The 18,484-nt window shown below is 41.5% G+C and carries 16 protein-coding genes; 7 read left to right on the top strand and 9 right to left on the bottom strand.

Going from position 1 to position 18,484, the window contains the following annotated elements:
* The first annotated feature begins 29 nt into the window (after nt 1–29).
* Nucleotides 30–167 (top strand): DUF6653 family protein, encoded by a 138-nt coding sequence (locus ACM0OY_RS11555; protein WP_414569081.1) that lies wholly within the window; start codon nt 30–32, stop codon nt 165–167.
* A gap of 51 nt (nt 168–218) precedes the next feature.
* Here ACM0OY_RS11555 and ACM0OY_RS11550 read toward each other — a convergent pair whose 3' ends face one another.
* Nucleotides 219–869 carry a TraX family protein gene (locus tag ACM0OY_RS11550; RefSeq protein WP_414568996.1) on the bottom strand — a complete coding sequence of 217 codons (651 nt, stop codon included), beginning with the start codon at nt 867–869 and terminating at the stop codon, nt 219–221.
* A 442-nt stretch (nt 870–1,311) separates the two neighbouring features.
* Between ACM0OY_RS11550 and ACM0OY_RS11545 the strand changes: the two genes are divergently transcribed.
* The 3 genes from ACM0OY_RS11545 to ACM0OY_RS11535 all read left to right on the top strand — a co-directional run bounded on the left by ACM0OY_RS11545 (nt 1,312) and on the right by ACM0OY_RS11535 (nt 3,123).
* Nucleotides 1,312–1,890 (top strand): hypothetical protein, encoded by a 579-nt coding sequence (locus ACM0OY_RS11545; protein WP_414568995.1) that lies wholly within the window; start codon nt 1,312–1,314, stop codon nt 1,888–1,890.
* A gap of 524 nt (nt 1,891–2,414) precedes the next feature.
* The gene (locus ACM0OY_RS11540) at nt 2,415–2,936 is read left to right on the top strand and encodes a type II toxin-antitoxin system VapC family toxin (RefSeq protein WP_414568994.1); all 522 of its coding nucleotides are present in this window, start codon (nt 2,415–2,417) and stop codon (nt 2,934–2,936) included.
* Nucleotides 2,923–3,123: a hypothetical protein gene (locus ACM0OY_RS11535; protein WP_414568993.1), complete on the top strand. Its 201-nt coding sequence runs from the start codon at nt 2,923–2,925 to the stop codon at nt 3,121–3,123. Before ACM0OY_RS11540 ends, ACM0OY_RS11535 begins: the two co-directional genes overlap by 14 nt.
* A 234-nt stretch (nt 3,124–3,357) precedes the next feature.
* On the opposite strand, the gene ACM0OY_RS11530 is transcribed toward ACM0OY_RS11535, so the two are convergent.
* Nucleotides 3,358–3,909, bottom strand: coding sequence for an REP-associated tyrosine transposase (locus ACM0OY_RS11530; RefSeq protein WP_414568992.1), 552 nt, complete (start codon nt 3,907–3,909; stop codon nt 3,358–3,360).
* Nucleotides 3,910–4,014: 105 nt separating this feature from the next.
* On the opposite strand from ACM0OY_RS11530, the gene ACM0OY_RS11525 reads away from it, so the two are divergent.
* A complete protein-coding gene (locus ACM0OY_RS11525) occupies nt 4,015–5,046 on the top strand; it encodes a hypothetical protein (protein WP_414568991.1) in 1,032 nt (343 codons plus the stop codon).
* Nucleotides 5,047–5,317: 271 nt separating this feature from the next.
* On the opposite strand, the gene nifD is transcribed toward ACM0OY_RS11525, so the two are convergent.
* From nifD to nifB, 7 genes are all read right to left on the bottom strand, one after another.
* Entirely contained in the window at nt 5,318–6,760 is a 1,443-nt protein-coding gene (gene nifD, locus ACM0OY_RS11520; RefSeq protein ID WP_414568990.1) for a nitrogenase molybdenum-iron protein alpha chain, read from the bottom strand.
* Between the two features lie 162 nt (nt 6,761–6,922).
* Nucleotides 6,923–7,816: a nitrogenase iron protein gene (gene nifH, locus ACM0OY_RS11515; RefSeq protein ID WP_162397600.1), complete on the bottom strand. Its 894-nt coding sequence runs from the start codon at nt 7,814–7,816 to the stop codon at nt 6,923–6,925.
* Nucleotides 7,817–8,191: 375 nt separating this feature from the next.
* Complete coding sequence (locus ACM0OY_RS11510; RefSeq protein ID WP_414568989.1) at nt 8,192–8,548, bottom strand: group I truncated hemoglobin; 357 nt, start codon at nt 8,546–8,548, stop codon at nt 8,192–8,194.
* 298 nt (nt 8,549–8,846) lie between these two features.
* On the bottom strand, nt 8,847–9,746 hold the full coding sequence (nifU, locus tag ACM0OY_RS11505; RefSeq protein WP_414568988.1) for a Fe-S cluster assembly protein NifU: 900 nt from the start codon (nt 9,744–9,746) through the stop codon (nt 8,847–8,849).
* A gap of 99 nt (nt 9,747–9,845) precedes the next feature.
* Nucleotides 9,846–11,051: a cysteine desulfurase NifS gene (nifS, locus tag ACM0OY_RS11500; protein WP_414568987.1), complete on the bottom strand. Its 1,206-nt coding sequence runs from the start codon at nt 11,049–11,051 to the stop codon at nt 9,846–9,848.
* Between the two features lie 160 nt (nt 11,052–11,211).
* The gene (locus tag ACM0OY_RS11495) at nt 11,212–11,565 is read right to left on the bottom strand and encodes a 4Fe-4S binding protein (protein WP_414568986.1); all 354 of its coding nucleotides are present in this window, start codon (nt 11,563–11,565) and stop codon (nt 11,212–11,214) included.
* Nucleotides 11,566–11,697: 132 nt separating this feature from the next.
* Nucleotides 11,698–13,143, bottom strand: a complete 1,446-nt coding sequence (gene nifB, locus ACM0OY_RS11490) for a nitrogenase cofactor biosynthesis protein NifB (protein ID WP_414568985.1) — start codon at nt 13,141–13,143, stop codon at nt 11,698–11,700.
* Nucleotides 13,144–14,254: 1,111 nt separating this feature from the next.
* On the opposite strand from nifB, the gene ACM0OY_RS11485 reads away from it, so the two are divergent.
* Together ACM0OY_RS11485 and ACM0OY_RS11480 are read left to right on the top strand one after the other, a co-directional pair.
* Nucleotides 14,255–15,220, top strand: a complete 966-nt coding sequence (locus ACM0OY_RS11485) for an NAD(P)-dependent alcohol dehydrogenase (protein ID WP_414568984.1) — start codon at nt 14,255–14,257, stop codon at nt 15,218–15,220.
* A gap of 293 nt (nt 15,221–15,513) precedes the next feature.
* Nucleotides 15,514–18,484 (top strand): HEAT repeat domain-containing protein (locus ACM0OY_RS11480; protein ID WP_414569080.1); only part of this gene is annotated, 2,971 nt, incomplete at its 3' end.

Genomic DNA, 18,484 nt, shown 5'->3' with positions numbered 1-18,484 from the left:
TGGTAGAATTTTACTCCTGACGGGGCTTAATCGAACTCAACAGCTGGATTACTCTGTTGGGTTATACCCTAGTGAGACTAAGTAAACTTTGGTTCATCGATCGCATGGTGTGGCTTTACAACGACATGAAAGATGTAAATCAAGAATATCAAAGCTGGCTGTACTGATGCAGCATAAGGATGATTTAATTTAGGCGATCGCTTATCCAATTCTCAATTCTACCTGGAGTGTATTAAATAATTGATTATACCTAAAATTATTAAATGAGCCGGGTAGAACAGATAAAACCATCTAGCTCGTGAACCTTGTTTACCATTGAATTGAAAAACAATTAATCCTGAAAAAACTGCACAACTTTGAATTAAATAACTCCTAGATATAACTACTAAAATCAAGTGAAAGATACACCAGTATAGCAACCATACTTTCGGCTTCAGTTTGTCTGTTAGAGACATCAATAGAATTACTCCAATCCCATATGCTCCATACTCAAAATCAAAGGTTTCAGCGACGACTGCACACAATCCAGTAATTGTTAATTTCTGCCATAATTGGGAGCAACGATTTACTAAGCGCAACATCCCAAGCCCAAGCAAAAGCGTCAAAAGAATATTAAGTGAGAAGCTTTTGAAAACAACAGTGTAGATTGGCTGAGATATAATTGCTGTAATTAATAATCTACTTCCATAGCGGTATATATTTTGGGTGTGTTTTTCGCCTTCAGCCAGTAACCATGCAAAAAGGGGAAAGCTCAATCGGCCAACAAGGTGCAAAAGTAGTAACTCTGGTATTAGCAAATAGCACACATGATCCATAACCATGAATACTGCTGCTAAGATTTTAATGTTGAAAGCTGAAACTTTAATCACAATGCTGAGTTTTCCCTTGGATTCCTGAATATAAAATCCCTAAAATCTTATTGATTTCTTTCTTTAATATAATAGTTATTCAAATTGCTATAAAACTCATATTTGATTTTTGCAAAGCTAGGTACAACTAAAAAAGCCTGGTTTCCTGTTGCCTATTAAGTAGATGGATCTAAATAAATATAAGATAGTTCGTCATTGCGTTCGCCCAGCTACTTACCTGCCTATCGCGCTTCGCGCACCAAGCAAATAAATTTTCCAAATCAAAGCAGATTGCTATAGCAATTTGATAACATTAACAAAAAGGACGACGATCTGTCTTAAAAAGTGACCGTCCTGCGTCGCTAACAGATGCCTGCGGTAAGCTGCAAAGCGTCTAGACAGCAGTCGCAGTTAGGACGGGCTGTTCGGCGATTTACTCTTCACCAGAGATAATAAAAACATTATGGCAAAGCGTAAAAAAAGCAATCTCCAGTGGATTAAAGAAACGCTTGAACTAAAACCTGACCATCGTTGGGAATCTCCATCAGGCTACAAAATATTTGTCGCCAATCGCGGGGCTGTTCGCTTCAATGTCCCCCAAGATTGGGTTTTTGAGCCACAAGAAAAATCTTTCAAGTTCCTCGATAAAAAACCGCCCAACGATGATTGCTGTCTGGAAGTATCTTTTAATCAACTGCCCCCCCGTGATTGGAGCGAGTTTCCGCTCAAATCTACCTTAAGGAAAGTAGTAGAAGACGACAGTCGCAACCCCATTGAAAAGGGAGAAATTATTACCGTCAAGCGCCAAACCGCCAGAATTGTCTGGACAGAGATTAAGTTTATTGACACCCAAGAAGAACCACGCGAAGCTTTTTCGCGGATTTGCATTGGTTTAGGGTCGAATGTTCAGTGCTTGATTACATTCGATTATTGGGCAGATCAAGCAGAACAACTAATACCTGTTTGGGATGAAGCAATACGTAGTCTCACACTAGGATTGTATATTCGTGACCCCATGACTGGTCTAGCTTTCCCAGACTGAAGCTCAAAAATCATTGCTGAAACAGTACTATTAAGACTTTATTTATATCTCAGGAAAATGAACACAATCCTGATAAATTGGTAAATTACTACATTGAACTTCAGAAGCAATATCCCCACCTTATTCAGTACAAAGAACAGTAGAAAAAAGTTTTAGAATCCGCAGCACAACAAGGTATTGAAACAGAACTATAGAAGCGATCGCAGTTCAACAAACTGACAAAACTAAGTATGATTAAGTGCGTTGGCCAGCAAATACCGTAGGCATCGCTCTACCCCGTAAATTAATTTTGTGAACTCGCAATCATCGAGATTTCAGCAAAGTACCCGAATGGTTAATTAAAGATTGGACGGTTTAATATCATTGCATCCCTTGATCGTGCGATTGCCAGATGTTTGTTGAGTAAATGCGATGTCTACGACGGGCTACGCCTACGCCGTTAAACTGGTTGCACAAAACCGAGCATGATTGAGTTCGGTGGTTAATTAATAACGGTAATATGAGAGTATCAGGCATTAACAAAGATGGTTAAGCCTTTCATTTATGTGACTCTTACCGCAATGAAACCAAAAGTTTACATTGAAACCTCCATTCCCAGTTTTTATTACGAGGTACGTACGGAACCTGATATGGTGGCGCGGCGGGAGTGGACGCGCCAATGGTGGAGTCATGCAAGTGATAACTATGTGCTTGTAACCAGTCTCGCGGTGCTGGATGAATTGAATCGAGGTAACTTTCCTCAAAAGAACGAGGCAATAGAATTGATTAGTGGCTTGTTATTTATCCCAATTGAATCTGCGATCGCTGAAATTGTTGAAGTGTATATTCAGCAACAACTGATGCCCAAAGATCCACTTGGAGATGCACTACATCTTGCCCTAGCTTCGTATCATAAATGTGATTTTTTGTTGACTTGGAATTGTCGCCACTTAGCAAATGCTAATAAATTTGGGCATATCCGACGGCTGAACGTTATGCTGGGGTTATACGTTCCAACACTAGTTACGCCATTAGAGTTAATAGGGGCGCAAGATGACGAAGAATGATGAAGCAATCAGCCAAATACGTAAAATTCGGCACATCATATCTCAGGAAAATGAACATAACCCCGATAAATTGGTAAATTACTACATTGAACTTCAAAAGCAATATCCCCATCTTATTCAGTACAAAGAACAGCACCAAAAAGTTTTAGAATCAGCAGCACAACAAGGTATTGAAACAGAACTATAGAAGCGATCGCAGTTCAACAAACTGACAAAACTAAGTATGATTGAGTGCGTTGGCTAGTAAATACCGTAGGCATCGCACTATCCCGTAAATTAATTTTGTGAACTCGCAATCATCGAGATTTCAGCAAAATACCAGAATTGTTAATTGAGGTAGTAACAGTTTAATGCGATCGCATCCCCTCATCACGCGTAATTCAGTAGGGTGCGTTGTCGCGAAGCGCAACGCACCATCATTTCAAACATCCCAAATATCAGACACAAGTTCAACCTCACCATTGCTACCCCAATCTAACGAGTAAATGTTCTGCTGGATAAAACGATGAACACTCGAAAAAGCCCATTGTTGTGGTGATTCACAGAGTTGATGCCGTACAGGATTATAGTGAATGTAGTCACAATGATTGGCATAATCAACATCGTCTCTAATTAGATGGTCCCAAAAGCGGCGTTGCCATAAATTTCTTTCTTTTCGTTTTTCTCGTGAACGGGAGATAGCCACATCAAGCCCTAGCTGATGACCGTAGTATTTAGTCACAAAACGTTTGATCAAAAGCATTCGCATCGATAGATTACTATCTCCCACAGGCAGAGTCCATAAAGTATGAAAATGATCGGGCAAAAGAACAAATGCATCAATGGAAAAAGGATAATTTTTTCTGACATGCCCAAGGGCAGCACGAACAGCAGTACGCCCGATATCAGAGCAAAGCCAGGGTTGCCGTTGATAAGTAACTTGGGTGATGAAGTAAGTAGCTCCAGAAACATAGAGTCTGCGGTAGTTGGGCATGGACATCAAGAGATGACATTTGTTTTTAGGATGCCCATGATTTATGTGGTGCGTTGCGCTTTGCGACAACGCACCCTACTACTACTAAATTTTAGGTGAGCGCATTTGACTTATACCAACATTTTAGACATTCATGTTTTATTGTATATTTTATATGATTACTTAAAATGGTTTGGTAAAATGAGAAAAAAACAAATTCAATTCACAATACTGTTCTTGTTATCTGCAATTATTATTTGCTCCATTTCTCAAATTACTTATGCTCAGACAGCATCTTCTTCAACTACTCCTGCAAACGCTTTTCTTGATAAACCTTTCTTACAAAATGTTGCAATTGCTGTTTTGTCTGCTATTCTTGCTTTTTTGAGTGGCTATGCCTTGGCAAGTATAAGTAAAAAAAGTGGGAGTGGCAAGAAACTTTCCTATAATCTCAATATCGAAACAGGTCTTGTTAATGTCGAAAAAAATGTTAAACAAAGAGTTAAAGTCCTTTATGAAGGACAAGAAGTAGTAAATCTATCCAATATAAAAGTTGATATAGAAAATACTGGAAACTCGGTTATAAAATTAGAAGAAATTAGATTCGAGTTTCTTCAAGGAACTCAAATTTTAGATTTCTACTTTGAACCAGAGCCTGAATTTGAAATGAAAGTAGAAAAGATCACTGATTCAAGTATTAGGGAATTTGAGCGTAAGTGCCGCATTGGTCATATTGAGAGAGGACAAAAGTTAGGAGTGCGATTTGTGGTAACTAACGATTCTGAGATTCAGATAAAATTACATTCATATAATGAAAATGGTGATGTTGAATTTGCGTCTAAAACTACGACCAAAACATTAAGCGAACGAGAGCAAGTTGCAAAATTTTTAAGCTTACTAGTTATGTATTTTATTATTCCTCCAGTATTTTCATTATTTTCTGTGTCTATTCTCAGTGAGAGTGTAGCAGGATTAGTTAGATTGGTTCTATTACTCGCTCTGTTTAGATTTATAGTTCCTTTCTCTGAAGTAGTAGCTGAATTAATTTCTAAATGGGTTAATTTTGAAGAAAAAGATAAGCAATATTTATCTTTTCAAGGAATTTCTGTCCAGGGAGATTTTACTGTTAGTGATATCACCCAAGGAATAGAGAAATAATTTTTGTAATTCAAAAACTGAGCTTGCTTTACAGTGCGCTAAGATATTCTTTTTTTTGCAAATCGCTGATTTCTACGTCCATACGTCAGATAAGTAACAAATCACGTAGTTGCTATATTTTAATCTAAAAAATCGTCATTTAAAATAGTCTTTTATTTAACAGTTTTTCTTTAAGCAAAATGCTTTTCAAATCTCAAAACCAGACTCCATAAGAGTTATACTGTCTAAAGCATTAAAAAAGAGTGTTAGTGAATAACCCTGTAACTTAGATTTAGGCTAGAAATAGGCTCTTTTTTATCCGGCAGCTAAAAAATATTGATTTAATTGAGTTGTAAGAGCGATCGCTAGGTTCGGAGTAATCCCAAGAGTGCATTTGACGGAAGGGTAAACCCATCTTTTGGAAGACGTACTTCTCTTTCACACCAGAAGCAATTAAATCTGGCTTGAGTGCTTTCACAAATTCCTCGAATTCGTAAGCAGTTACGTCATCGTAAACGATGGTGCCGTTTTCGATATAGTGGGTGGTACGTTTGTAGTCGTCGTTGTGAGCGAACTCATAACCTGTACCAATCATCTTCATACCCAAATCTTGGAAAGCGGGTACAACGTGGCGAGGACGCAAACCACCAACCATCATCGCAACGGTCTTACCTTCCAAACGGGGGCGATACTTGTTAACGATCGCATCCATTGTAGGCTGATACTTAGCGATGATCTTCTCAGCGTTTTCTTGGATCTTGGAGTCAAACTTAGAAGCAATTTCCCGTAAGGATTCAGCAATCTTGGTGGGGCCGAAGAAATTGTACTCTAGCCAGGGTATACCATAAGCTTCTTCCATGTGACGGCTGATGTAGTTCATCGAACGGTAGCAGTGAATCAAGTTCATCTTCACGTTCGGTGTCATCAACATTTCGTTGATTGTACCATCACCAGACCACTGAGCAACTACGCGCAAGCCCAGTTCTTCTAACAGAATCCGGCTAGCCCAAGCATCACCACCGATGTTGTAGTCACCGATAATTGCTACGTCGTAAGGAGTAGACTCGAATTGTAACTTGCCTTCTTTTTTCTCTTTGTCGGCTCTGGTGAACACCCAGTCACGCACCATGTCGTTAGCGATGTGGTGACCCAAGGACTGAGAAACACCCCGGAAACCTTCACAACGAACGGGAACAACTGGCTTACCAATTTCTTTGGATGTGTTCCGAGCTACTGCTTCGATGTCATCCCCGATTAGACCGATGGGACATTCGGATTGAATGGAAACACCACGGTTAAGAGGGAAGAGAACTTCCAATTCTTGGATCAGTTTGGTGAGTTTTTTGTCACCACCGAAAACGATATCGCGTTCTTGGAAGTCAGAGGTGAAGTGCATAGTACCAAAGGTGTCTACACCTGTGGTGCCGATGTAGTAGTTACGACGACCAGACCAAGACCAGTAACCGCAACCTACAGGGCCGTGGCTGATGTGGATCATGTCCTTAATAGGACCCCAAACCACACCTTTAGAACCGGCGTAAGCACAACCACGAGCGGTCATTACACCAGGAAGAGATTTGATGTTAGACTTAACGCCGCAATCGCTCTTACCTTCTTCGTATACATTTAAGTGCTTTTCCCGCTTTTTGGCAGCTTTATCTGGGTAAGCACTGAGAACTTCTTTAATTAGTTCTTTTCTTTCTTCGATGATGTTTTGATTTTCTGGAGGTGTCATACTTAGCCTCTGTGACTCGTAAGGATCAGGCATAGGGGGACTAAGAGTCCCCTCTAAGGTTAAGGGGGAGATTAGAGGGAAAGGTAAAAGGTCAAAGGTCAAATATGAGATTCTTCCTTTTTCCTTTTTCCTTGTGCTAAAGCGTTATTTCTTAGCAGCGACTTAGACTACAGGAGCTTCAGCAGCAGTCTTACCAACTAACTTGGCAGCATTTTCGTCGCTTTCGAGAATACCGAATTCAATCAACAATTCTTCTAGTTCTTCCATTTCGATGGGTGTAGGAATAGCTAGGTTCTTGTTGTCAATAATTTTCTGAGCCAAAATCCGATATTCGTTAGCTTGGTTGCTTTCAGGAGCGTACTCGTTAACGGTCATCCGGCGCAATTCTGCGTGTTGAACAATGTTGTCACGAGGTACGTAGTGAATCATTTGGGTGTTCAACCGTTTTGCCAAGGTTTCGATTAATTCGATTTCCCGGTCTGTGTTACGGCTGTTACAAATCAAACCACCCAAACGCACGCCACCGGTGTGAGCATACTTAAGAACACCACGAGCGATGTTGTTAGCAGCATACATCGCCATCATTTCACCTGATGTCACGATGTAGATTTCTTGTGCCTTACCTTCGCGGATTGGCATTGCGAAACCACCACACACAACGTCACCTAATACGTCGTAAGATACGAAGTCTAGGTCTTGGTAAGCACCATTTTCTTCTAAGAAGTTGATGGCGGTGATGATACCACGACCAGCGCAACCTACACCGGGTTCTGGACCACCAGATTCTACGCAACGAACGTTGCGGAAACCGGTCAGCATTACTTCTTCGATTTCGATATCTTCTACTGCACCACGTTCTGCGGCGAGGTGAAGAACGGTTGTTTGAGCTTTGCTGTGTAGCATCAAACGGGTGGAGTCAGCTTTAGGGTCGCAACCGACGATGAGGATGCGTTGACCCATTTCTGCCATAGCTGCCAGGGTGTTTTGGGAGGTGGTAGATTTACCGATACCACCTTTACCGTAAAAAGCTATCTGTCTAATATTTTCGTCAGTCATTGTTCTTGTTTTCCTGCAATTGGTTGGTTGGTGGGTCTTTTTTGTTTGTTTGAGGGTCTCACGCCTGTAAGAGCTATGGCTGTGAGGGTTTGTAGAACATCGCTGGTGGCGATCGCTCCACAGTCAAAACATAGACAAGTAAGTGCATATATTTCCCAGTTAAATTTCTTTTCTTTTTGCTATTTGTAATTTGTGATTTGTTTCCGAAGTTCTGATCGCCGGAAGCCGGCGCTCAGACTTCTCTCTTAGTCATTAGTCAAATGGCTAATGACTAAGAGATTACGCAATTTACAAATACGTCGTAATGTGTTTCAGCTTGTAAAACTTAGTAGGAATTGACGTAAATATTCGTCAACAACCAATGTCTAAGTCCGATTATTTGTTCAAAATAGCGGGTTTCAAATTCGAGACTCTATCTAGTGCAGCTTTTGTATCATCTGCGGATACTCCAGCTACAGACATTGATTCACTGAGGTATTTGGCGATCGCATCGAAGTGTGGTTGCTGTAGTGCCATACCTGCGTGGGTTTTGTCCATTGAACGACCGCTGTATTCCTTTGGCCCTTCAAATATTTGAGAGAAGAAAGTAATCTGATGATTACGTTGCTTGGCCATATCTGTGTTAGCGAAAAAAGGCTTCAGGGTATTATCTGCAAGAATGCGTTTGTGAAGCTCATCTACTACTTTCTCAATAGTAGGTTTTCCGCCAATTTTTTCGTACAGTGTACTCATGTTTGTCTCCTTTGAAGCGAGTTGAATGACGGAATTTGCAATTAGGCGCTTAATACTTTCGCCTATATGCTGTGTGTTGTTAGTAGGACTGATACCAATTCGTAATTCGTAATTCGTAATTCGTAATTAAGAAAGTCAGATTTGATTGAAGTTTGCTGATTGAAATCTGTAACTTTCTTTTGACGAATTGGTATGAAACATTGAGTGGAGACAATTATTCAATTCAAATCCTACTTTCTGTTGTTAGCTGAGGCATATTCGGGCGTATTTGTAGATTACGTAATTTCTACAGCAATTCCTAAACTGCTTCGACTACAAGGTTTTTGCTTACACGATCTTGTAATCTGGCTTCGATCGCAATTTTCAGAGTTGCTGTACTACTAGAACAAGAACCGCAAGCACCTTGCAGAATAACTTTCACGCGATCGCCTTCTACATCATAGAGTTCTACATCTCCGCCGTCTGCAATCAGTACGGGTCTGACTTCTTCATCGAGAACCTTTTGAATTAGAGCAATCTTTTGGACGTTGGTTAGCGATCGCTCCTTAGAAGTTACAATTTCTGTGGCAACTTTGACGCCGTAATTGTTGAGATCCGGTGCGGTTGCTTCTTGTCTTACTGATTTAATAATATCATCGATATTTGCCAGACAGGAACCGCATCCGCCACCAGCTTTTACATAATTTGTTACTTGTTCGGCATCAGTGAGATTATTTTCTAAAATCACGCGACGAATCTTGGATTCGCTGATACCAAAACAACTACAAACTAATGCGCCTTCATCATCGTCATCATGGCTATCTAACGGAATGCCACGATAGTTATAGATTGCGGCTTCTAGGGCTTCTTGTCCCATAACAGAGCAGTGCATCTTGGCTTCTGGTAAACCACCCAAGTAATCTGCAATGTCTTTGTTGGACACTTTCAGGGCTTCATCTAAAGTCAAACCTTTAACCATTTCGGTTAATGCACTAGAAGAAGCGATCGCACTTGTGCAGCCAAAGGTTTGAAAGCGTGCATCCAGAATCTTATCAGATTCCACCTCAACTTTCAGGTGCAGTCTCAGAGCATCACCACAGGCAATGCTACCGATTTCGCCCGTTGCAACCTTAACACCAGGTTCGCTAACTTCTTCAATTTCTCCCTGGTTTTGGGGATTGTAAAACAGTTCTAATACTTTATCTGTGTAGTCCCACATAACTTTTATCCTTTGTCATTTGTCCTTGGTCATTCATCCTTTGTCCTTTGTCCTTTGTCATTGGTCATTTGTCAGTTACTAACAACCAATGACTAATGACTAATGACTAGTGACTAATGACTGTCCTTGCAACCAACCTGCGTCGTCATTTTTGAAGGGTGAGAGGGCACGTAAACGTTCTACAATGCCAGGCATGACCTCTATAACTTGGTCGATTTCAGTTTCTGTGGTGTAGCGAGACAGACTGAAACGAATGGAACCATGCAAGGTGGTGTAGGGTAAGCCCATTGCCCGGAGGACGTGGGAAGGTTCCAGCGAACCAGAGGTACAGGCAGAACCAGATGATGCACAGATACCGAATTTGTTCAACAACAGTAGAATTGCTTCACCTTCAATGTACTTGAAGCCGATATTGGTGGTGTTGGGTAATCTCTGCGTAGGGTCACCGTTAACTACACAATCGGGAATAGTAGCAAGTAAAGTTTTTTCTAGGCGATCGCGCAGCCTTCTTTCTCTTTTTGTCGCTTCTTCCAAGTGTAACAGTTCTAGTTCCGCAGCTTTGCCCAAGCCAATAATTCCTGGAACATTCTCTGTTCCCGCCCTACGTCCGCGTTCTTGGTGTCCACCGAGGAGCAAAGGACGGAATCTGACGCCGCGTCGCACATACAAAGCACCGATTCCTTTGGGTGCGTGCAGCTTGTGACCAGACAGGGTTAATATATCGATGGTGCTAGTCTTCATATTCAAGGGGATTTTACCCACTACTTGCACCGCATCAACGTGGAAGAGAGCACCATGTTCTTTTACTCGTAACCCAATTTGCTCAATCGGGAAAACCGTACCGGTTTCGTTGTTGGCGTACATAATTGACACCAACGCGGTCTTACCTGTCAAGGACGCTTCTAGTTCATTGAGATCCAATTGCCCTTGATTGTTCACCGAAAGGTAGGTAACACTGTAACCTTGGGTTTCTAATTGTTTGCAGACATTCAGTACTGCTGGATGTTCGACTTGGGTGGTGATGATGTGTCGCTTTTCTGGTTGCGCCAACAATGCAGCGCGAATCGCGGCGTTATCTCCCTCAGTTCCACAACTGGTGTAGACAATTTCTGACTCATCGGCTCCCAACAAGGTTGCAAGTTGTTCTCTGGCTGTTTTCACACCTTTAGCAAGTTGTCCGCCAAAGGTATGCATACTAGAGGGATTGCCGTAAAAGTCCGTCAGGTAAGGCAGCATTGCCTCTACAACTTGCGGGTCTACCTTGGTAGTAGCATTATTATCGAGATAGATGCAGTTCTTTTGCATTGTTTGTAATTTGATATCAGAATAATTTAGTTAGGAGTTAGGAGACGCGATGAATCAGCGTCTGTACAAGATTCCTTTGCTCCGTTGCCCTTTACTTTTAAGCTTCAGCAATTCGTAATTTTTGAGTTTAATTTTCCATTACGAATTATGAATTATCTTATTAGGCTTCTACTCCCATTGTTTGGGGTTGACGTTTTTCTAACTGTTCTGAGTATTTCTGGGAATAACATTTAAACCAACGTTCCCAGTAATCTTGTTTATTAGTTAATTTTGCAACTACGCGGTTGTAATTGGCAAACCAGCCTTCCCAATAATCAGTAGGCTGTTTCACACAACCGTCGCAGGTGGGACAACCAGCTTTACACTGAGGTACCGTATGAATGCTACCAACACAGTTTGTGCAGAGTTCAGGATCGATCCAGTGCTGTCCATCAATTACTTTAACTGCATTGGTGGGACATACAGATAGACAGAGATTGCAGGAAATACATTGGCTAGTAACTTTGTAAGCCATGATTATTCTCCTTTTTGGGTACTCGGGATTGGGTAGTGGGGATTGGGTGCTGGGTATTGGGTACTGGGTATTGGGTATTGATTGGGAAAATTCTTCGTTAATTCCCAGCCCCCAGTCCCTAATCCCCAGTCCCTATTCCTGATTCCCTAATTCCTTAACGTGTTGTTCGTAAAACTCCAAAGCAACCTTCTCAATTACGTCGTAAGCTTCAACAGTCTGTATACCGGCTTGTTGCAATTTTTCTTTGGGACAGTTACCAATTTTGGAAACTAAAACTGCCTTGCAATCTGCGATCGCTTTCATAATATACTCAAACGAAGCATCTTCGCCGTATCCACCTTGGCAATATTGGTCTATTTTGCGATGACTGATAAAGCGAACTTCATTACCATCCACTTCGTAAATTTGGAATTCTTTAGCATGGCCGAAGTGCTGGTTAACTAATCCGCCGCCTTTGGTTGCTACTGCAACTAAGACTTTAGGACTGTTGGCAAATTTCTTGCCGGCTAGCGCCTTCTCTTTGGCTACTTTAATTTCTTCTTTAAACTTCTCAATGCCTTCGTGAACGGTAGCGCGTTGTTCTACATCATATTCTGGAGTCATTTCCAAGAATTTATCTTTAGAAAATTCCTGGCTGCGGTCTTCTCCTAATAAGCCGACTGCATCAGCGCGACACTGGCGACAGTGACGCATCATTTTCATGTTACCAGAGCAGTTGTCTTGGACTTCTTTGAGTTCTTTGGGTGTGGGGCCGCGTTGACCGGTTAAACCAAAGTGTGTGCCATGTTCTGGTGCAGAAATCAATGGCATGATGTTGTGCAAGAATGCACCTTTTTCACGAATGACTCGATTCACTTCAACTAGGTGATGGTCATTGATTCCGGGAATCATCACAGAGTTGACTTTACACAAAATGTCAGCTTCTTTGAGGGCTTGCAATCCTTCCATCTGTCTTTCGTGGAGAATTCTTGCGCCTTCAATGCCTCTGTAACGCCTGCGTTTGTAGTGAACCCAAGGATAAATCTTAGCACCGATCTCTGGATCTACCATGTTAATGGTGATCGTCACGTGATCTATATTTAATTGTTTAATGCGATCGATGTAGTCGGGCAGCATTAAACCATTGGTAGATAAACAAAGTTTGATGTCTGGTGCTTGCTCGGCAATCAACTCAAATGTGCGGAATGTCTTGTCTGGGTTCGCTAGTGGGTCACCAGGGCCGGCAATTCCCACGACTGTCATTTGAGGAATCTTGCCTCCAATCACCAAAGCTTTATGTGCTGCTTCTTCTGGTGTAAGCAACTCGCTAACAACTCCAGGACGGCTTTCGTTAGCACAGTCATATTTGCGGTTGCAATAGTTACATTGAATGTTACAGGCGGGAGCAACTGCAACGTGCATCCGCGCGTAGTGGTGATGGGCGTCTTCGCTGTAGCAGGGATGTTTGGCAATGCGTTCTTGGAGCTTTTCATCCATTTCCACGGTGGTACTGCTGTCGCAGCCGCAACCACCAGATTTTGCTTGGGTTGGCGATTCCGTAGCGGGGGAGGTGAGGAGTCGTGTAGACGGTAATGTCATTGAATTTCGCAAAAGGTCGGTGGACTTGGCTGCCACTGTGGGAGATGCAGTGGCTACTCTCTATGCCCAGAAATTGAAGTCGTGGCTTGCACACTGCCTGCAAACGCTCAGGTTTGGGCGACTTGTTATCAAGTAAGGCAGGCGGTAGATATTTGATTTTGGGCTTTGATTTTGGGCTGGTGTGTGTCAACGTTCGGTTCTTGGGAGAATTATGTGTTTACAGCCACGACTTCTATTCACTTGGGGCACGGTGCTATGTCATCCCTCCACTTACTCTTCGCTTCGTTTTTGTGTAGGAGCGTTAAGTAATTGGCGATATAAGATTTATATCAGCCTTATTTGAGCAAGGCTGTGCGTCTATCTAGGATAGAATTTATTGGATTTATTAAGCTTGTACTCAAATACGAAAAACCCTAACTCTTTAAGCATTACAAGAATTAGAAATTTTTTTTTCGGGTAGGGGTTCTAGTATTTTTTGGTTGGGGTTCTAGTGTTTAGAGATAGGGGTTCAGGATTTCTTTGTACTCAGTCAAAATCTTCTCCCAGCAAGGATTTTAATTCACTTGAAACTGGGTTTGAGTTATTTAAAAGTGTACTCAGATTGCCCTCAAATCCAGCCAAAAGCAACAAAGAGCAAGGGATTTGGGGGAAAAACTGGAGCAGAATACGTTGTACTACTCCAGATACGTGCGAAATTCAATTCTGTATCCAACATATCATTTTTTTTCAGCTAAAAATGCAATTCATCTTTTTTTAACTTTTACTTTGGCAATGATATTCAATTAGGGTTCTAACTTTTAGCTGGTAAGGCATACAGGCTCATCAAAATGGATGTATTGATGCACATATTTTTCAAAAAATTTAACTTTTACCTCGTTTTTTTTCATTCCGAGTATGAGGAGATGGGAGGAAAGTTGTTGTAGCGGCTGGTGAATTTTGTGTTTCGAGAAAACAATCAACTTCAATCTAACATGACTTGGCGATCGCAATAAATTTTCTTAATTGTTCACTACAAACTTTAGCGTAGGCGTAGCCCGTCGTAGACATCGCTACACTGGATTCATAAGCTGTCTGAGTTCATCAAAGAAAACAGGGTAGCAGGAGAAATGTTATGAAAGCAATGGTTATCCGTCGCTATGGCGGCGCTGATGTTTTGCAGTATGAAGACCTGGAACAGCCGAAAATTCAGCCAACGCAGTTACTTGTGAAAGTTCGTGCCAGTAGCGTTAATCCCATTGATTGGAAAATCCGCCAGGGAATGTTGAGTTTGCTTACAGGGAGCAAATTCCCGAAGATTTTAGGATTTGATGTGGCGGGAGATGTGGTAGAAGTTGGCTCCCAAGTCACGCGTTTTAAACCGGGAGATGCTATTTATGGCAGTACTAGCTTCCCTGGAGGAGGTTATGCTGAATTTGCCGCTATCCCAGAAAACTTGGCGACGTTCAAACCAACGAATTTGTCTTATGAAGAAGCTGCGGCTGTACCTCTAGCAGGGCTTACGGCTCTACAAGCGCTGCGAGATCAGGGAAATATTCAAATAGGACAAAATGTTTTAATTAATGGTGCAGCAGGCGGTGTAGGCACTTTTGCAGTACAAATTGCTAAAGCTTTAGGGGCAGTAGTGACGGGAGTTACCAGTTCTAAAAACTTGGATTTAGTGAAATCTTTGGGAGCAGACCGCGTGATTGATTATACGCGGCAAGATTTCACTGAAGATACGACACAGTACGATATTATTTTTGATGCAGTGGGTAAGCGATCGCTCTCTCAAACTAAAAAAGTCCTCAAACCCAACGGCATTTATCTCAGCACCCTACCCACTCCGGAAAGCATTGTCCAGAGTGTCTTAACAGCGTTTCTTCCCGGTCAAAAATCTAAATTGGTGTTAGAAAAACCTAACGCCAAAGACTTAGTTTATCTCAAAGAATTGATTGAAGCGGGTAAAATTCGTGTGGTAATTGATCGCACATATCCCTTGCAAGAACTAGCGGCGGCTCATAGTTATAGTGAAACTGGACGTGCAGTGGGTAAAATTGCGTTGGCGCAGCCCGTCGTAGACATCGCAGTTTCCAATTAATCTATAGCGCAATATAGTTCAGATAAGACCAAAACACTTGTAGAGACGGCGATAAATCGCGTCTCTCTAACGTGACAGTCTTTCAGACGCGATAAATCGCGTCTCTACATGAAGGCTTTCTGACTTATCCCAAGCGTATTGGAGTAAAACTGGTGACTTGTGTGTACACCATAGCCTTTCAGGAGAGAGGTTCTTAGATACCTGTAAGATTTCCGCAATAACCCTGAAATCTGGAAACATTACTCAAGCTAGTGGATATACTCGTAGTCAAAATCTCAACAGAAGCGAGTATTATGCTGGACTGGTTAGTTATTTGGGGTGTAACTCAGGCCGCCGGGTTGATTTTTAAACCCATTCTCGAAGACTTAGCCAAGGATGCTGCTAAAGATTGGGCTAAAGATTTATTAAAAAGCATCCCTGGCAAGATTTTCCAGAAACTTAAGAAGGAAGATATAGAAATTGCTGCTGGCAAAGCCTTAAAGGAATTTTTACAACTCATGCAACAGCAGTTAAAGGTTCGTTGCAAACTTGCTGAAGCTGAGATTAAAGAGTACACCAAAGACATCAAAAAATTTATCAGTGATAAGTCGGTTGCAGAAACTCTTGGTAAGGCTTTTGATATTAATTGTGAATCTCTAGACGCTAAAATCCTAGAAGATAGTTGGAACAAGCTGCAATTAAAACCTCTGCCATCTAAGTTTAACTGGCAATCAATTACAGAACAGTATTTGACACAAGTCCAAGAACTTCTTTTAGATTCAAAAGAATTACACCACATCTTAGAATTACAAAAGTTGTCTTATATTGAAATAAATACCAAAGAAATTGCTGGTGTTATTGTAGATTTTAATTTAGTTAAATATCAAGAAGGAATCCGCGAACGCTATGGCAATCTCAAGTTAGATAGCTTAGATACTAGCGGGTATGCCTATAACGAACTGAAATTATGGCGGATTTTTACTGCTCAAAATGTCCGGGAAACTCATCAAGTTTTACCACAAGTTCACGAACTGCCTAAAGAACATCTTAGACGGCTGCGAGAAAGTGAACAAGTAGAAGCAGTTGAATTAGAAGAATTAGAACGCCACAAACGGGTTTATTTTGAACAGCCGATCCGTTCAGTTTTAGATGTTGTCAATAAGAAGCAAGATTATAAATATACTGTGATTTTGGGCGATCCTGGTTCAGGTAAGTCTACATTGTTGCAATTTCTGGCTTTGAATTGGGCAGAGTCACCACTGGATAATGTTATATCTTTACCTATTCCTTTGCTAATTGAATTACGCACTTATATGCGGCGACGGGAAGATAAAGAGTGCAATAATTTTCTCGAATTTTTTCATCAATGTAGTGGGGCAATTCATCATCTAAATCAGCTTGAACTAGATAAACAATTAAAAGCTGGTAATGCCTTAGTGATGTTTGATGGTTTGGATGAGGTATTTGACCCTGGTAAGCGAGAGGATGTAATTACTGATATTCATCGCTTTACTAATGACTATCCTGATGTGCAGGTAATTGTCACTTCTCGGATTATTGGCTATAAACCGCAACGATTGCTTAATGCTGAGTTTCGCCACTTTATCTTACAAGATTTAGACTCAGAACAAATTCAGGATTTTATCTACCGTTGGCATGAGTTAACTTTTACCGATGCAGTAGATAAAGTGAGAAAACGGGAACGGCTACAAAGAGGAATTGCAGCTTCCAAATCTATTGCAGAATTGGCGGGAAATCCTCTGCTGTTGACGATGATGGCAATTCTGAATCGGAATCAAGAGCTACCAAGAGATAGAGCGGAGCTTTATAATCAAGCATCGCGGGTACTGCTGCATCAATGGGATGTGGAGCGCGTTTTGATTGAAGATAAGAGGTTAGATCCCAAGACTATTGATTATAAAGATAAACAAGCGATGCTGCGTCAGGTTGCTTATCTTATGCAAACTGGTGAGAAAGGTTTAGCTGGTAATTTAATTAATGAAAATGATTTAGTCAAAGTTCTGACTGATTATCTCAAAACCATAGAATTTGATAAACCCAGAGAAGTTGCGCGGGTGATGATTAATCAACTGCGGACTCGTAACTTTATGTTATGTTTCCTGGGTGCGGATTATTATGCTTTTGTGCATCGGACATTTTTAGAATATTTCTCTGCTTGGGAGTTTGTCTGGCAGTTTAAAGAAACGCAAACGCTGACTCTTGAGGAACTTAAGAATGAAGTTTTTGGCAAACACTGGCAAGATGAAAGTTGGCATGAGGTGTTGCTGCTAATTGCGGGAATGATTGAGCCAAGATTTGTTGGTGAGATTCTTGAGTATTTAATGGTGCAAGATGGTGAAGAGGAAAAATTTGTCAATCTCTTTTTAGCGGCTAAGTGTCTTGCAGAAGTGAGAAATCGCTCGGCGATTGCGTCAACGGCTACTCAATTACTTAACGAGCTTAAAGATTTAACTAAATATGACCTCTGCTACTATTACGACATCTGGCGAAATAGAAAAGAAACTAAGCTAGTTCAGGAAATTCGCACTCAAGCAGTCACAGCAATTGTAATGGCCTGGCAAGAATCTCCTGACACCAAAACCTTCCTCAAAGAACGCGCTACCCAGGATGATGACAAAGATGTGCGAGGTGCAGCAGTCCAAGAATTAGCGAACAACTTCAAAGATGACCCCGACACCAAAACCTTCCTCAAAGAACACGCTATTCAGGATGATCAACAAGATGTGCGACGTGCAGCAGTCCAAGAATTAGCGAACAACTTCAAAGATGACCCCGACACCAAATCCATCCTCAAAGAACGTGCTACCCAGGATGATCGCGAAGATGTGCGAGGTGCAGCAGTCCAAGAATTAGCGAACAACTTCAAAGATGACCCCGATACCAAATCCATCCTCAAAGAACGCGCTGCCCAGGATGATGACAAAGATGTGCGAGGTGCAGCAGTCCAAGAATTAGCGAAAAACTTCAAAGATGACCCCGATACCAAATCCATCCTCAAAGAAGGCTCTACTAAGGATGATCACACGATTGTTCGACGTTTAGCAGTCCGAGAATTAGCGAAAAACTTCAAAGATGACCCTGACACCAAAACCTTCCTCAAAAAACACGCTGCCCAGGATAATCGCGAAGATGTGCGAGGTGCAGCAGTCCAAGAATTAGCGAACAACTTCAAAGATGACCCCGATACCAAATCCATCCTCAAAGAACGCGCTACCCAGGATAAGCACGAAAATGTGCGACGTGCAGCAGTCCAAGAATTAGCGA

It is taken from the genome of Nostoc sp. CCY 9925, from assembly GCF_963920935.1.
GTDB lineage: Bacteria > Cyanobacteriota > Cyanobacteriia > Cyanobacteriales > Nostocaceae > Nostoc.
Note: the sequence above shows the minus strand (reverse complement) of the source record. Positions and strands in the feature narration are given on the sequence as shown.

Bases quoted from the DNA above. Each gene is read 5' to 3' on its own strand.
- ACM0OY_RS11545 (WP_414568995.1), top strand. From the start codon at position 1,312: ATGGCAAAGCGTAAAAAAAGCAATCTCCAGTGGATTAAAGAAACGCTT.
- ACM0OY_RS11540 (WP_414568994.1), top strand. From the start codon at position 2,415: ATGGTTAAGCCTTTCATTTATGTGACTCTTACCGCAATGAAACCAAAA.
- ACM0OY_RS11535 (WP_414568993.1), top strand. From the start codon at position 2,923: ATGACGAAGAATGATGAAGCAATCAGCCAAATACGTAAAATTCGGCAC.
- ACM0OY_RS11530 (WP_414568992.1), bottom strand. From the start codon at position 3,909: ATGCCCAACTACCGCAGACTCTATGTTTCTGGAGCTACTTACTTCATC.
- nifD (WP_414568990.1), bottom strand. From the start codon at position 6,760: ATGACACCTCCAGAAAATCAAAACATCATCGAAGAAAGAAAAGAACTA.
- nifH (WP_162397600.1), bottom strand. From the start codon at position 7,816: ATGACTGACGAAAATATTAGACAGATAGCTTTTTACGGTAAAGGTGGT.
- ACM0OY_RS11510 (WP_414568989.1), bottom strand. From the start codon at position 8,548: ATGAGTACACTGTACGAAAAAATTGGCGGAAAACCTACTATTGAGAAA.
- nifU (WP_414568988.1), bottom strand. From the start codon at position 9,746: ATGTGGGACTACACAGATAAAGTATTAGAACTGTTTTACAATCCCCAA.
- nifS (WP_414568987.1), bottom strand. From the start codon at position 11,051: ATGCAAAAGAACTGCATCTATCTCGATAATAATGCTACTACCAAGGTA.
- ACM0OY_RS11495 (WP_414568986.1), bottom strand. From the start codon at position 11,565: ATGGCTTACAAAGTTACTAGCCAATGTATTTCCTGCAATCTCTGTCTA.
- nifB (WP_414568985.1), bottom strand. From the start codon at position 13,143: ATGACATTACCGTCTACACGACTCCTCACCTCCCCCGCTACGGAATCG.
- ACM0OY_RS11485 (WP_414568984.1), top strand. From the start codon at position 14,255: ATGAAAGCAATGGTTATCCGTCGCTATGGCGGCGCTGATGTTTTGCAG.